The 14,683-nt window shown below is 32.9% G+C and carries 11 protein-coding genes; 10 read left to right on the top strand and 1 reads right to left on the bottom strand.

The features are described from left to right. Positions 1–131: 131 nt before the first annotated feature. From NNH57_RS10885 to NNH57_RS10845, 10 genes are all read left to right on the top strand, one after another. Complete coding sequence (locus tag NNH57_RS10885; protein ID WP_159099199.1) at positions 132–3,563, top strand: SusC/RagA family TonB-linked outer membrane protein; 3,432 nt, start codon at positions 132–134, stop codon at positions 3,561–3,563. 21 nt (positions 3,564–3,584) lie between these two features. Then, on the top strand, positions 3,585–5,150 hold the full coding sequence (locus NNH57_RS10880) for a SusD/RagB family nutrient-binding outer membrane lipoprotein (protein ID WP_074409080.1): 1,566 nt from the start codon (positions 3,585–3,587) through the stop codon (positions 5,148–5,150). 284 nt (positions 5,151–5,434) lie between these two features. Then, positions 5,435–7,474: a beta-N-acetylhexosaminidase gene (locus NNH57_RS10875; RefSeq protein ID WP_108807675.1), complete on the top strand. Its 2,040-nt coding sequence runs from the start codon at positions 5,435–5,437 to the stop codon at positions 7,472–7,474. A gap of 4 nt (positions 7,475–7,478) precedes the next feature. After that, a complete protein-coding gene (locus NNH57_RS10870) occupies positions 7,479–8,348 on the top strand; it encodes an SMP-30/gluconolactonase/LRE family protein (RefSeq protein WP_234423354.1) in 870 nt (289 codons plus the stop codon). A gap of 27 nt (positions 8,349–8,375) precedes the next feature. Then, positions 8,376–9,233, top strand: coding sequence for a carboxylesterase family protein (locus NNH57_RS10865; RefSeq protein ID WP_074409078.1), 858 nt, complete (start codon positions 8,376–8,378; stop codon positions 9,231–9,233). Positions 9,234–9,493: 260 nt separating this feature from the next. Beyond that, on the top strand, positions 9,494–10,465 hold the full coding sequence (locus tag NNH57_RS10860; RefSeq protein ID WP_108807676.1) for an aldo/keto reductase: 972 nt from the start codon (positions 9,494–9,496) through the stop codon (positions 10,463–10,465). Positions 10,466–10,476: 11 nt separating this feature from the next. Next, positions 10,477–11,232 (top strand): sugar phosphate isomerase/epimerase family protein, encoded by a 756-nt coding sequence (locus NNH57_RS10855; RefSeq protein ID WP_234423355.1) that lies wholly within the window; start codon positions 10,477–10,479, stop codon positions 11,230–11,232. Beyond that, a complete protein-coding gene (locus NNH57_RS26455; protein WP_255412027.1) occupies positions 11,233–11,367 on the top strand; it encodes a hypothetical protein in 135 nt (44 codons plus the stop codon). It abuts the gene before it with no gap. Then, positions 11,364–12,122 (top strand): SDR family NAD(P)-dependent oxidoreductase, encoded by a 759-nt coding sequence (locus NNH57_RS10850; protein WP_074409075.1) that lies wholly within the window; start codon positions 11,364–11,366, stop codon positions 12,120–12,122. The genes NNH57_RS26455 and NNH57_RS10850 overlap by 4 nt, the downstream gene beginning before the upstream one ends. A 185-nt stretch (positions 12,123–12,307) precedes the next feature. Beyond that, a complete protein-coding gene (locus NNH57_RS10845) occupies positions 12,308–13,393 on the top strand; it encodes a DUF2652 domain-containing protein (RefSeq protein WP_108807677.1) in 1,086 nt (361 codons plus the stop codon). On the opposite strand, the gene NNH57_RS10840 is transcribed toward NNH57_RS10845, so the two are convergent. Next, the gene (locus NNH57_RS10840) at positions 13,390–14,667 is read right to left on the bottom strand and encodes a UDP-N-acetylmuramoyl-tripeptide--D-alanyl-D-alanine ligase (RefSeq protein ID WP_108807678.1); all 1,278 of its coding nucleotides are present in this window, start codon (positions 14,665–14,667) and stop codon (positions 13,390–13,392) included. The two genes, NNH57_RS10845 and NNH57_RS10840, sit on opposite strands and share 4 nt — an antisense overlap. Positions 14,668–14,683: the final 16 nt, after the last annotated feature.

Raw genomic sequence — 14,683 nt, 5'->3', positions numbered from 1 at the left:
TAGAATACGATTTAATCAATATGAATCATTTCGACATGAATCTTTATTATTAACTAAATCATCACAAAAATATGAAAAAATTCTTTACCTCAGGGGCATGTTTATATACGCCCCCTAAATTGAATTTAAAAATGAAACTAACACTGTTATTAACATTCATTTCTCTCTTTAAAATTCAAGCTGAATCATATTCTCAAAATACTAGGATTACCATTAATTTAGAATCTGTAAAAGTTATAGAAGTATTAGAGACTATAGAGTCGTTATCTGAGTTTAAATTTTTGGCAAATGAAAATGTAATAGATCAAAACCGTTTGGTTTCGATTAACATGAAAAATAAAAAAATCTATAAGATATTAAATCAACTGTTTAATAATCAAGGGGTAACATATAAAGTTGTAGATCGGCAAATTATTTTAGTCAAAAATAAACTAAACAATAAGACTGTTAAAAAGTTAATCCCAGAACCGGTTAGAAAGACAAAACAGGAAAAAGAAATCAATGGTACTGTAAAAGATCAACTAGGAGTTCCATTAACAGGTGTAAATATAATCATATCAGGAACGACTAGAGGAGTGCAAACAGATTTTGATGGAAGATATACTATAAAAGCTTCAATAGGAGATGTATTAGATTTTTCATTTATAGGAATGAAAACAGTTTCAATTGCAGTAGGAGATTCATCAACTATTGATGTCGTTATGGAAGATGACACTGCAAGTTTAGAAGAAGTAGTAGTGACTGCCTTAGGAATTAAAAGGGAGGCCAAAAAATTAGGATACTCAATACAAACGGTAGACGGCGAAGAATTAACAAAAGTTAGAAATGTTAATGTAGTTAATAATCTTGCAGGTAGAGTAACTGGTGTTCAGGTTAATCAAAACGGGACCGGTATAGGAGGATCTGCGTCGGTTACCGTTAGAGGTGTTACTTCACTAGTGCCAGGACAAAACTCGGCGTTGATTGTTGTAGATGGTGTTGTTTTGGATGGAGGTAGTTTAGGAGAAGGAAGTTTTTCTGGAGGCCTGGATTATGGAAATGCATTATCCGATATAAATTCTGATGATGTTGAAAGTATTAACATTTTAAAAGGAGGGAATGCCACTGCACTTTATGGTTACAGAGGTTCTGCAGGGGTTATTGTAATTACGACAAAGAAAGGTAAAGCAGGCAGAATTAAAGTTGATCTGTCTTCTTCAGTGACTTTTGATAATGTATTAGTTGCCCCTAAACTACAGAATAGTTATGGGCAAGGTCGTTTTGATGCTGCTACAGGACAGTTGGTTTATGATATTACCAGAGCCGGTAGTTGGGGACCAGCATTAGACGGTAGTCAGCAAACACGATTTGACGGTGTAGGTACAGCTCCTTACAGTGGTAATCCCGGTGATTTTAAAGATTTTTATGGAACAGGTTTAACTATGATAAATTCTGTAGGCTTATCTGGGGGATCTGATATTATAGATTATAGATTGTCTTATTCTAATTTATTTAATAAGCCAATTTTATCAGGTAGTGATTATAAACGTCAATCTTTGTCGTTAAATACAAATACCAATGTGACAGATAAATTAAAAGTACAAGCCAAAATTGCATATGTAAAAAACACAGCAATTAATAGAGCCGATATAACAGATGGACAGGCAAATACAGTTCGAAGTTTGATTTTAAAATCTAGAAACATTTCTAATGCAGATTTAGAAGCCAATTATATTAACCCCGATGGTACGCCAAATAATTTTGGAGGATCTTCATTTACAATGAACCCTTACTATGCAATTAATACTAAGCTGAATGAAGATACCAAAAACAGGTATACAGGATTAATAAGTGCAACATATAAACTTATAGATAATTTATCTGCTACTGCTAGATATTCTCAGGATCAAAGTAATTATGCCGCTTCTATATTCAAAGGTCGAGGAGTTTTTGATAATGCACCTTCAGGGCAATTAGTAGAAATCACACAGCAAACTACCACATCAAATTATGATTTCTTATTATCATATAATGGATATTTAACAGAAAAAATATCTGTAAACTCAACTGTAGGATATAGTGGTTTTGAGAACAAAGCAAAATCTACAACTGTGCAAGCATCGGATTTATTAGATCCTTCACTTTTTTCAGTAAATAATTTTGGAACTAAAGGAGCTAGTACAAGAATAAGTAACCTTAAATCTCAATCTTTATTTGGTTCGGTACAATTTGGATTTAATGATTTTGCATTTGTTGAAGTAACGGGGAGAAATGATTGGAGTTCTACATTACCAGTAGATAGTTTTTCATTTTTTTATCCTTCTGTAGGAACAAGTTTTCTATTGCATGATATTTTTGGTATAGATAGCGATAAGGTTAATCTTATAAAACTTAGAGCAAGTTGGGCAAAAACAGGAAATGCAACACTGCCTTACAGATTGGCTCCAGTATATAATGTATCTTCTGCTCCGTATGATGGGCTTACATTATTTTATTTTGGTGACCCTAATTTAACACAGGGACAAGCAGAAGAAGGAGCAGCTCCGGGAACTGTAATACCTAATAAAGATCTAAAAGCCGAATTGTCATCAGAATATGAGTTGGGTATGGATGTTAAGCTATTCAATAATCGATTAGGATTAGATGTTACATACTATAATAAGGAGACAAAAAACCAAATATTATCAATCTCTTTACCCTCTACCACAGGAGCGCAAAGCAAAATAATTAATGCAGGTTTGGTTTCTAATAAAGGAGTAGAGATCGCTTTAACAGCAACTCCTATAAAATCAACAAATTTCGAATGGAATACAGCTTTTAATTTTAGTAAGAATGAAAATAGAATAGAAAAGCTTGTAGAAGAACTACCCACTGCTATTATAGCAAGACAATTTAATGATGTTATACAATTAACTGCCACCGAAGGGAATGTGTATGGAGATTTGGTTGGACCATCATTTTCTCGGGATGATCAGGGACGTGTGATTTATGATAGTGATGGTTTACCAGTTGTAGGAGAAAATAAAATCATAGGAAATGTTACTCCAGATTTCTTACTTGGAATTAATAATTCATTTTCATATAAAAACATAGAACTTGGGTTTTTGATTGATATTAAATCAGGAGGAGATGTGTTCTCATTTACTGATTTTGTAGCCAGTACAAATGGTAACGATATTAGAACCTTAGAAGGAAGAGAATTTTATACAGGAGGTAATGGTATTATGGTACCAAGTGACGCCGTTGTAGACGGTACATTATCTCCAAGTGTTGCCTCTAGAGGGGTAGACCCAGCAACATACTATCAAAGATTAGGTAATATCTCTGAAAACTGGATTTCTGATGGTAGTTATGTTAAACTAAGACAAGTATCCTTAACGTATAACTTTCCATCTAGTATTTTAGATAGATTTTCGATTGCAAATCTGTCTATAAGCTATATCGGGAGAAACTTAGCAATTCTTCATAAGAATACACAAAATTTTGATCCAGAAGTTGGTTTTAATACCTCTATCCAAGGAATTGAAATTTATGATTTCCCTTCTACCTCTAGCCATGGTGTAAAGTTAAACTTGTCATTTTAATACTAAATAATTTAAAATATTATGAAAAACATTGATAATAAAAATTATTCAAACATTAAAAGACAATTTTTCACTATTGTGTTAATGTTTGGTTTCTTAACGTCTTCATGTACTAAAGACTTTGAAGAAATAAATACCAACCCTAATTTACCCGAAGAAAGTGGAGCAGATAACATTATGGGAGGGGTGCAATATTTTACCTTTGCAGAGCCTAGATTTGTGGCATGGAGAGGTAATTTATTATATTCATCACAATTTTCTCATCAATTCTCAACAAGTGTTGTAGGAAGCTGGTGGGATGGTGGTGATATATATGATAATGATCAAGGTTGGACCAATGCTGTATTTGATAAATCTTTTACAAAGAGTAGTTTAAATCTACGTAATTTATTAATCAAATTTGGCGAATTAGAGGATACCAATGGTCAAGCTGCGACCAAAATTATGATGTCTCTTTTTTATCAAAAAATGACTGATATCTTTGGAAATGTCCCTTATGCCGAAGTTATACTGCCTGAGTTTGAAGTGAATCCTCCAAAATATGACACTCAAAAAGTTATTTATAGAAGCATTTTAGAAGATCTAAAAGCACAAATGGATGTCATAGGAAACTCAACAACAACTATTAGTGGTGATAACGGAGATTTTATATATGAAGGAGATCCTCAAAAGTGGAAAATTTTGGCAAATACATTACGATTACGCATGGCATTACGAAGTAGAGATGCGTTTAATGCAGATGGAGAAAGCGCTTTTATTGATGGTGTCATAGCAGATTGCTTATTAAATCCATTAATAGACGAAACTAATGAGGCTACACTAATTAGATCTCGTGACCCTCTGGTTAATGGTAATCTGGATGGTGGTTTTGAAGATGTTTATTGGGGATTTGGAACTGGTGCAGGAGGTAATGGAGTTACAGGTTCTAAATGGATTTTAACAGATAGACTTGTAAATCTTATGCAAGATAATAATGATCCAAGATTACCAGAAATTGCAATTGAAGCAGAAAATGGAGGGTATGCTGGAGGTATGTCTAATGTAAGAGTTTCTCCAGCCTGGGAGGATATGTCTAAGCCTGGACCAAAAATAGTAGGAACGTCTTTTTCTGACATTAATGATCAAGTACCTGTAATGGTATTAACAGCAGCCGAATCCTATTTTTTACAAGCAGAAGCTGCATTGTTAGGATATGGAGGAGATGCTAATAGTTTATACCAAAGTGGTATACTAGCTAGTATTGATTTTTGGGGAGGTCAAGATGCCGGTGATTTCATAACAAATGAAGCTATTGCTACATTAAGTGGTGCTACTCAGGATCAGCTTAATCAGGTGTATAACCAAAGATGGTTAGCATCTTTAACAAACGGATATGAGAGTTGGGCATTGGTAAGAAGGGTAGATATGATACCACAAATAACCGATAATGTTAATTTTTGGGTAAGCCAACCTAATAATGGTAATGTTCCTAAAAGATTACAATATTCTAGTACAGAATTAATCTCTAATAGTGTTAATGTACAAGAAGCAATTAATGCTCAAGGTCCAGATATAATGTCTACGGCTCTTTGGTGGGATGTAAATTAATTTACTATTTATAATAGAAGTATAAATGAATGCCAGATTAAGTTTTTAAGAATGGCTATTTTTCAGTATTAATTTCAGAAAATAGAAAAGTGTTTTTTGTAGTCATGATTATTGCAAATTTTGTATAAGAATAATGATATAAAAAAATCAGGATATACATGCAACAAACTTAGTCTGGTAATTTATGCTTTAATTCAAGCTTTTAATACATATTAGAAGACATCATCGTTTTCACTATGTAATCATCAAACCATAGAAATTTGAAGTAAAATGCAATACTAGTTATGAAAAAAAATATATTAATTTTTGTTTTTATAGTATCATGTTTTCAAACTAACGCACAAGTTGAGTTGTCAGAGAAATATGAGTTAATGCCCTGGCCAAAAGAAATCACAGAGAACGGTCAAAAATTTATCATTAAAGAAGATTTTACGATTACAGTAAATAAAGACAATATTAATCCCAAAATAGGTAACGCAACAACCAAATTTCTGAGAAGACTATCTGATAGAACAGGAGTATTTATTGACGAAGGATTTGCAACAATTGCCTCTAAAAGTAAAGACCCATCTTTGGTTATAAATTATACCAGAGAAGGTAAACTAGAGTTAAATGAAGACGAATCCTATGAACTTTCAGTATTAGATAACCAAATAACCTTAACAGCTATAACAGATATAGGTGTAATAAGAGGATTAGAAACCTTATTACAGCTTAATGCTCACACTAAAACCGAATATTTTTTTCATGGAGTTAATATTAAAGACGCACCCAGATTTCCCTGGAGAGGTTTAATGATAGATGTCGCTAGGCATTATGAACCACTAGAAGTGCTAAAAAATAACTTAGATGCCATGGCTGCTGTAAAAATGAATGTTTTTCATTGGCATTTAACCGAGGATCAAGGTTTTAGAGTGGAGATAAAATCAAGACCTAAATTTCATCAATTAGCATCAGATGGACAATACTATACTCATGAGCAGATAAAAGAATTAGTAGCGTATGCATCCAACTTAGGAATTAGAGTTGTCCCCGAATTTGATATACCAGGTCATGCTACTTCTTGGTTAGTAGCATATCCAGAAATGGCAAGTAAGGACACTATCTATAAAATAGAAAGATATGCAGGTATTTTTAATCCTACTTTGGATCCTACAAAAGAAGTTACCTACGAAATTATTACTGATGTGTTTTCAGAAATTGCCCCACTTTTTCCTGATAAATATTTCCATATTGGAGGTGATGAAAATGAAGGTAAGCATTGGGATGAAAACGATAAAATCCGAGAGTTTAAGAAGAAAAATAAAATAAAAGACAACCATGAATTGCAAGCGTATTTTAATATCAAAATTCAAAAAATATTAAAAGAGCAAGGAAAAATCATGATGGGATGGGACGAAATTTTGCAACCAACTTTACCCAAAGATGTTGTTATACATTCCTGGAGAGGTAAAGAAGCAATGCTAAAAGCAGCTAAACAAGGTTATAAAACAGTGTTGTCCAAAGGGTATTATATAGATTTACTTAAATCTATTAGACATCATTATGCAAATGAACCTATTTCAAAAGATCATGGCTTAACAGAAGAACAACTAAAAAATATCTTGGGAGGAGAAGCAACAATGTGGGGGGAATTAGTTACTCCTGTTTCTATAGATTCTAGAATTTGGCCTAGAACAGCTGCAATTGCAGAAAAATTATGGTCATCTAATGAGGTTAATGATGCAGATAATATGCTTAAAAGATTAGAGAAAGTTAATTACAGGTTAGAAGAATTAGGGATTTCTCACATAAGGAATAGAAATGTGATTTTAAGGAATATTAGTAATAATCAAGAATTAAAATCATTGATTACTCTTACAAAAATTTGTGAACCGTTAAAAGCATACCAAAGAAATAAAGGAGGAGTTGAGTATAAATCGTATTCGCCATTTACGCAATTTGTAGACGCATGTAATACAGATGCTATTGATGCTATACTGTTTAATAAAAGTGTAAAAAAATATTTAAAATCTAATGGAAATGTTGAAAAACAGGAAATTATAGCATTACTCAACAAATGGATAACAAATCATACTGATTTCAGCAAAATAAATAATAATCCAACACTAGCAAAATTAGAACCTTTATCTTCAAAATTAGAAGAACTATCATCCATTCTAAAAAAAGGATTAACTAGAGGAAGTATAAACAAAGCTGAGCATCAAAAATCAATAGCTATTATTGATTTTCTTAGCAAACCAATTGCTGACACAGAACTCGTAACAATACCGGCAATTAAAAAGCTAATCTCAGGATTAGAAATTAAAAATGTAAAACCTTAATATGTTGAAAAATACTATAATTTTTACGGTAATGTTTTTTGGAACCATAGTTTTTAGTTCATGTACTAAAGAAAAACCTATTGATAATAGTACCGATTTTACTAAAGAATATGAATTTACCAAAGGTATCGAAGGTCCGGCAGTAGATAGTAAAGGAAATCTATATGCAGTTAATTTTAAAGAAGAAGGTACAATAGGTGTTGTTAATAGTAAAGGAGAAAGCTCTTTATTTGTAAAATTACCTACAGGTAGCATTGGTAACGGAATTCGTTTTGATAAATCCGATAATATGTATATAGCAGATTATACAAACCATAACATATTGTATATAAAAAAAGGCTCAAAAGAAGTTGCTATTTTTGCTCATGACTCTACAATGAACCAACCAAATGATATTGCTATTTCTTCTAATAGAACCCTGTATGCAAGTGATCCTAACTGGAAAAAGGGAACAGGTAATTTATGGATGACTTCTAATCGAAAGCTTGTTTTGGTAGAAAAAAATATGGGAACAACTAATGGTATAGAAGTTAGCCCCGATGGAAAGAAATTGTATGTTAATGAATCTATACAACGAAACATTTGGGTGTATGATATAACAGAAAATGGCAAACCTATTAATAAAAGAATATTCAAGACATTCAAAGATTTTGGCTTAGATGGTATGAGATGTGATGCTAAAGGGAATTTATATGTGTGTAGATATGATAAAGGAACTGTATTAGTATTATCTCCTGAAGGTAAAGAATTAAGAGAAGTACAACTAAAAGGGAAGAAACCAACTAATATCGCTTTTGGAGGGAAAAATAATACTCAATGTTTTGTGACAATGGCAGATAGAGGATGTTTTGAGACATTCTTTTCTCAAAAATGATATGCGCTTTTTATAAGATAGATTAGTATGGCATATTCTATTATCAAAAAAAAGAGGTACTTGTTTTTATTAACCATTCAATTACTTGCCAATTGTAGCTCAAGTGATAGTGTTATAGATACAAATACAAATGATCTTGTTGAGTTAAATACAATCCCGTCAGGTGTGCAGAAAGCATATCTAAAAGGGTCTACAAAATCCCAATATGGATTCTATGCATATGTTCCTTCTGAATATAATATCGCCAATACAGAAAAATTCCCTTTATTGATTCACTTACATGGAGGTGGAGCAAGAGGAGATAGTTCTGTAAATCCAAATGATTTAAATTCTATTTTATTCGACGGTCCTTCGTCGTTAATATATAAAAATCAATGGAATCCTAAACACCCTATGATTGTTGTATCGCCCCAATCCCCATCTATTTGGAATACGGAAAACTTACACAATTTTATTGCTTTTTTGATTAATAACCTAAAGATAGATACACAACGAATATACATGACAGGATTTAGTATGGGAGGGAAAGGTTGCTATGATTATGTTTCTTCAAAAGGCAGTAATTCATATGTAGTAGCCATAGTTCCTATCGCAGGATGGGGAGATGTATCAACAGGAAATCAATTTACTAATATTCCTGTTTGGGCATTTCATGGAGATGCAGATAGGATTATTTCATATGATAAATCGATTTCAATGGTTAATGCAATTAATGCAGAAAACCCAACAACAAAAGCCAAGATAACCATATACTCTGGTGTCGGTCATGACTCTTGGTCCAGAACTTATGATAATACAGGGAGAGGCAGCGGAAACAGTGCGTATGACCCCTTTGATATCAGTATTTATGAGTGGATGTATTTATATAAGAAGACCGATTTATAAATGACATTTCTAATGAAGAATTATAATCTATATAGGGTTGGTTATTTATGGCTTGCTTTTTTGGCCTCTAAGAAGAATTCTTTATGTACTACTTATCACAATGCCAAATCGATAAAATATAAAGTAGAATTTGTGAAAAAAAAACGAACTGGCAGGGATTATATTTTGGAAATTTAATGGAGGTAGTGGAACACTTTTGAATGCAATTTTTAATAATTTGTATGCGGAAAAGTAACAATTTTGGAAAAGCATAGATTAAAATGAAATATAAAAAATTTGGAAAGTTAGATTGGAATGTAAGTCAGGTTGGATATGGTATGTGGGGTATGGCAGGTTGGTCAGAGTCAGATGATAAAATATCTAATAAGTCATTGGATAGAGCTATTGAATTGGGTTGTAATTTTTTTGATACAGCGTGGGGATATGCAGAAGGAAGAAGCGAGCAAATTTTAGCTGGATTATTAAAAAGACACTCAGAAAAAAGACTGTATACGGCAACAAAAATTCCTCCGAAAATTGATGAATGGCCGCCAAGTAAATTAGCTACTTTAAAAGATATTTACCCATCAAATCATATCGTAGAGTATACAGAAAAGAGTTTGAAGAATTTAGGAGTTGAAACCATTGATTTGCAACAATTTCATGTATGGGAGGATAGCTGGGCAGAGCGGGATGAATGGAAAGAAATGGTATTAAAACTAAAACAAGAAGGAAAAGTACAATCTTTTGGGATTAGTGTAAACCGATGGGAACCTGCCAATTGCTTGAAAGCACTAGAGTCTGGATTAATCGATTCGATACAAGTTATTTATAATATTTTCGATCAATCTCCCGAAGATGTATTATTTCCGTATTGCGAAAAGAATGATATTGCAGTTATAGCCCGTGTTCCATTTGATGAAGGCTCTCTTACCGGAAAACTTACTTTAGAATCTAAATGGGATATTGGTGATTTTAGAAACATCTATTTTGGCTCCGAAAATTTGCCGCCTACTATAAAACGTATTGAAAAATTAAAAGAACTGGTTCAGAATGAAATGCCATTAGCAGAATTAGCATTGCGTTTTATTGCAGCACATCCTGCCGTTACCACGATGATTCCCGGTATGCGTCAACTACGTAATGTAGAAGCCAATATGCGTATAGGTGATGGACAAGGACTTTCACAAGAATGGATAGATAAACTAAGAGATCATCGTTGGGATCGTTTACCAACAAACTGGTCTTGTTAACCGATCAGAATATGCACAGAAGAACTTTTATAAAGAAAACTTCAAACACAGCTTTAGGTATGGGATTAACATTATCATTTCCATCTGGTATGATCGTAAAAGAAGACACTTTGTTTTTTAAAATATCACTTGCACAGTGGTCGTTACATAGAAGTTTACGTTCGGGAAAACTTTCAACATTCGATTTTCCTGCGAAAGCTAAAAATGATTTTGATATTCATGCTGTAGAATATGTTAATCAGTTTTTTATAGATAAAGCCAAAGATCATAAATACCTTAAAGAATTAAAACAGCGTACATCAGATCTTAATGTAGAAAATGTTTTGATTATGGTTGATGCAGAAGGTGAATTGGGTAACCAAGATAAAAAAGCAAGATTACAAGCAATAGAAAATCATTATAAATGGATAGAAGCAGCGCAATTTTTAGGATGTAAGTCTATTCGTGTTAATTTACATGGAGAAGGAAGTAGAACGAATGTTGCAAAGGCAGGAGAGGACAGTTTAGTACAATTATCTGATTTCGCTAAAGACTATGCTATCAATATAATAGTCGAAAATCATCAAAGCTATTCTACACATGGTGATTGGTTATCTAAAATCATGAAAAATGTGAACCATAGTAACTGTGGTACGTTGCCAGATTTCGGCAATTTTTATGAATATGACCGATATCAAGGAGTAAAGGATATGATGCCTTTTGCTAAAGGGATTAGTGCCAAATCCCATGATTTTGATGAACAGGGAAATGAAACGCAAATCGACTAAATGCTTCAAATTGTAAAAAATGCTGGTTATACTAGTTACATTGGTATTGAATACGAAGGTACTAATGATGACGAAGATAAAGGTATTCAATTAACAAAGGAGTTATTAGTCAAAGCTGCAAAAGAAGTAAAATGAAATTAGAAAATCAGGTATTTATTATTACCGGAGCTACAAGTGGTATGGGAAAAGCTATTGCTGTTTTATATGCAAAAGAAGGAGCTAAATTAGTGCTGAGTGGTAGAAACACACAGAGAGGAAATGCACTTGTAGAAGAGTTAAAATCGATATCTGCAGATGCTATATTTCATGCAGGTGATGTAGGAATTCCTGAAGTGAATAAAGAACTCGTTTCCAGAGCGATTACCAAATACAAAAAACTTAATGGTATAGTAAGTAATGCAGGAGTCTTAGGGTTGGGAAGTCTTACCGAGATTAGTATTGAAGACTGGCATGAAACCCTGAATATAAATTTTAATTCGTTCTTTTATTTATGTAAATATGCTATTCCATATATCAAAAAAGAGAAAGGAGTCATCATTGCTAATGCATCAATAGCTGCATTTAAATGTTTCCCAAACCACGCTGCCTATTGCGCATCAAAAGCTGCGTTAGTCTCATTAGTTAAGCAATCAGCATTAGATTATGGTCCTGAAATACGCATTAATGCTATTTGTCCCGGACCTGTAGATACACCTCTGATCTGGGATTCTGCAAAAGCATTTAAAAAGCCTGATGAAGCTATTGATAATGTAAAAAATGCTACCATATTAAAACGTTTGGGTACACCAGAAGATATTGCTAAACTAGCATTGTTTTTGGCATCAGAAGATTCTTCTTGGATGACAGGTTCTGCCCTAACTATTGATGGAGGAATTATGGCGACCTCTTAAAAGAAAAGAGATATGAAGTTAAATACATCTATTGACTTGTTGATGATCAATAAGGATTTGTATATTGTTAGGTATAAAGAAAAATACCTACTACCTATGCATAAAAATAGTTAGTCTATGATTTGAAAAGTGTGCAAGAGCTATACTTCTCTCTCATTTTAATCAAACAAATATTATATTTTCTAATGGCAAAATCATTACTCTTTATACCTGATATTTCTGGTTTTACACACTTTGTTCAGAATACCGAGGTAGAGCACAGTCAGCATGTGATTTCTGAGTTGTTAGAAGTTTTGATTAATGCTAATACACAAGATTTAAAACTGGCAGAAATAGAAGGGGACGCATTATTTTTTTATAAAGAAAATGAAATCCCGTCACAAGAAAAGCTACTGGCTCAGATTGAAACAATGTTTACTTCGTTTTATAGTCACCTTAAACTTTTAGAGAAAAACCGTGTTTGCCCTTGTAATGCATGTGCTACAGCACCTGATTTACAGTTAAAAATAGTAGCGCATTGTGGAGAGCTACAATTTATTACAGTTCAGGAAAAACGTAAGCCTTTTGGTCAGGTAGTTATTGAGGCTCATAGATTACTTAAAAACTCAATTGTAAGCGATAACTATGCTTTGTTAAGTGATGAAGTGTCTAAAACTATTGGGCTTCCTGCTAATTATGAGAGTAAATTATACCATTTTAGAGCGGGTAAGGATACTTATGATACCAAAGAAATTGTTTATTCGTTTTCCGAAATAAGTAAAAACAAATTGAAACTTACTCCTTTTGCCACCCCAGAAGTGGTGAGTTTTCAATGTTCTCCGTCTATAGTTTTAATGAAAGAATTCGAAATTCCTGCAGCACAATTATTAGAATATATTACTAATTATAGCTATAGACATTATTGGGCAAAGGGAGTTGATAAATTCGAATATAACCCGGGAGAAGTTACTCGGTTAGGTACCGAACATGTCTGTGTAATTGATGGGAAACGACTCAATTTTACAACAGTAACCAAGAAAGCGGGCGTAGATGAGATTGTCTATGGAGAGCGTACTACAGATGCTCCTTTGCATGCATTGTATCAATTTTTTATTATAAAATCATTACCTGATAATCGATGCTTGTTAACTGTAGAGGTGTACCCTGAGGCAAAATCATTATTGCATAAGTTGATGTTGTTTCTTTTGATAAAAAGAGCCATTAGGAAGTCTGTCAAAACATCTATAGACAATCTTGAAGCATTTGTAGGAAATGACGCTATAACGAGTTAAAGAAGGTCTAGAATTCTTTCTAGCTTCATGCCTCGGGATCCTTTGATTAGAATTACATCTTTTTGATTTTTTAGAGCCCAATTTACCTCAAGGTCTTCATAAGATTTAAATTTATGAACATGCGGATTAGTACATTTAGTGGCAAAAAAATGAGTCCCGATTAAATATATTTCTTCTGTTTCTGTATTGCTTATCTGGTCTGTTATTTTTTGATGCTCTAGAGCTGTATCATCACCCAATTCAAACATATCTCCCAAAAAGACAATTTTAGTATTGTATTGTAATTGAACGAAATTATGTATAGCAGCTTCCATGCTTGATGGATTTGCATTATAGGCATCCAGAATAATGGTATGATCTCCTTTTTTAATGATTTGTGAACGATTATTTGTAGGAGTATAGGATTCTATTGCATGTTTGATCTTGTCTATACTAATTTTGAAATGAGACCCAATAGCGATAGCAGCTGCAATATTTGTAAAGTTGTACTGGCCTATTAAGTTACTGTGTATGGTACTATCTTGGTAAGAAATAATTACATTAGGATCGATACCCGTTAATTTAATAATTACATCACTGGTATTAGATTGTGAAAAACTATACGTTTTTATTCCAGAAGATGCATTTACTAACTTTTTATCCTCAAGATTAAGAAAAACTAATTTGTTGTGCTTTTTTAGATAATCATAAAGTTCTGTTTTTCCTTTTAAGACACCTTCTATACTACCAAAACCTTCTAGGTGAGCTTTTCCAATATTTGTAATATATCCATAGTCTGGCGTGGCAATAGAGCATAAAAATGCAATTTCCTCCAGGTGATTGGCTCCCATTTCTACAATTCCTATTTGAGTTTCCTTTGTCATTGATAAAAGTGTAAGAGGAACTCCGATATGGTTGTTGAGATTGCCTATCGTTGCAGTAGTCTTAAAAGAAGAAGAAAGGACACTGTTGATTAATTCTTTTGTGGTGGTTTTTCCATTGCTTCCGGTTAAAGCGATAATAGGAATATTTAAGTGCTTACGATGAAACGAAGCTAAGTCTTGTAGCGTTTGTAGAACATCATCTACAAGAATATGTTTTTCTGTTGTTTTAAATGCTACTTCATCAATTATTGCATATGCTGCTCCATGTTCCAAGGCTTTTTGTGCATATGTGTTTCCATTAAATTTTTCTCCTTTTAAAGCAAAAAAGATAACATTAGGCTCTATTTTTCGAGTATCTGTACATACGCCATTGCTGACTAGGAATAATTGATGTATTTGGGTGATGGTCATTAATTATATGATATTA

It is taken from the genome of Aquimarina spinulae, from assembly GCF_943373825.1.
Taxonomy (GTDB): domain Bacteria; phylum Bacteroidota; class Bacteroidia; order Flavobacteriales; family Flavobacteriaceae; genus Aquimarina; species Aquimarina spinulae.
This window is presented reverse-complemented; position numbering and strand designations above follow the sequence as displayed.

Excerpts from the sequence above, each read along its gene's own strand:
- NNH57_RS10860 (WP_108807676.1), top strand. The coding sequence starts at position 9,494 with ATGAAATATAAAAAATTTGGAAAGTTAGATTGGAATGTAAGTCAGGTT.
- NNH57_RS26455 (WP_255412027.1), top strand. The coding sequence starts at position 11,233 with ATGCTTCAAATTGTAAAAAATGCTGGTTATACTAGTTACATTGGTATT.
- NNH57_RS10840 (WP_108807678.1), bottom strand. The coding sequence starts at position 14,667 with ATGACCATCACCCAAATACATCAATTATTCCTAGTCAGCAATGGCGTA.
- NNH57_RS10855 (WP_234423355.1), top strand. The coding sequence starts at position 10,477 with ATGCACAGAAGAACTTTTATAAAGAAAACTTCAAACACAGCTTTAGGT.
- NNH57_RS10880 (WP_074409080.1), top strand. The coding sequence starts at position 3,585 with ATGAAAAACATTGATAATAAAAATTATTCAAACATTAAAAGACAATTT.
- NNH57_RS10845 (WP_108807677.1), top strand. The coding sequence starts at position 12,308 with ATGGCAAAATCATTACTCTTTATACCTGATATTTCTGGTTTTACACAC.
- NNH57_RS10875 (WP_108807675.1), top strand. The coding sequence starts at position 5,435 with ATGAAAAAAAATATATTAATTTTTGTTTTTATAGTATCATGTTTTCAA.
- NNH57_RS10885 (WP_159099199.1), top strand. The coding sequence starts at position 132 with ATGAAACTAACACTGTTATTAACATTCATTTCTCTCTTTAAAATTCAA.
- NNH57_RS10865 (WP_074409078.1), top strand. The coding sequence starts at position 8,376 with ATGGCATATTCTATTATCAAAAAAAAGAGGTACTTGTTTTTATTAACC.
- NNH57_RS10850 (WP_074409075.1), top strand. The coding sequence starts at position 11,364 with ATGAAATTAGAAAATCAGGTATTTATTATTACCGGAGCTACAAGTGGT.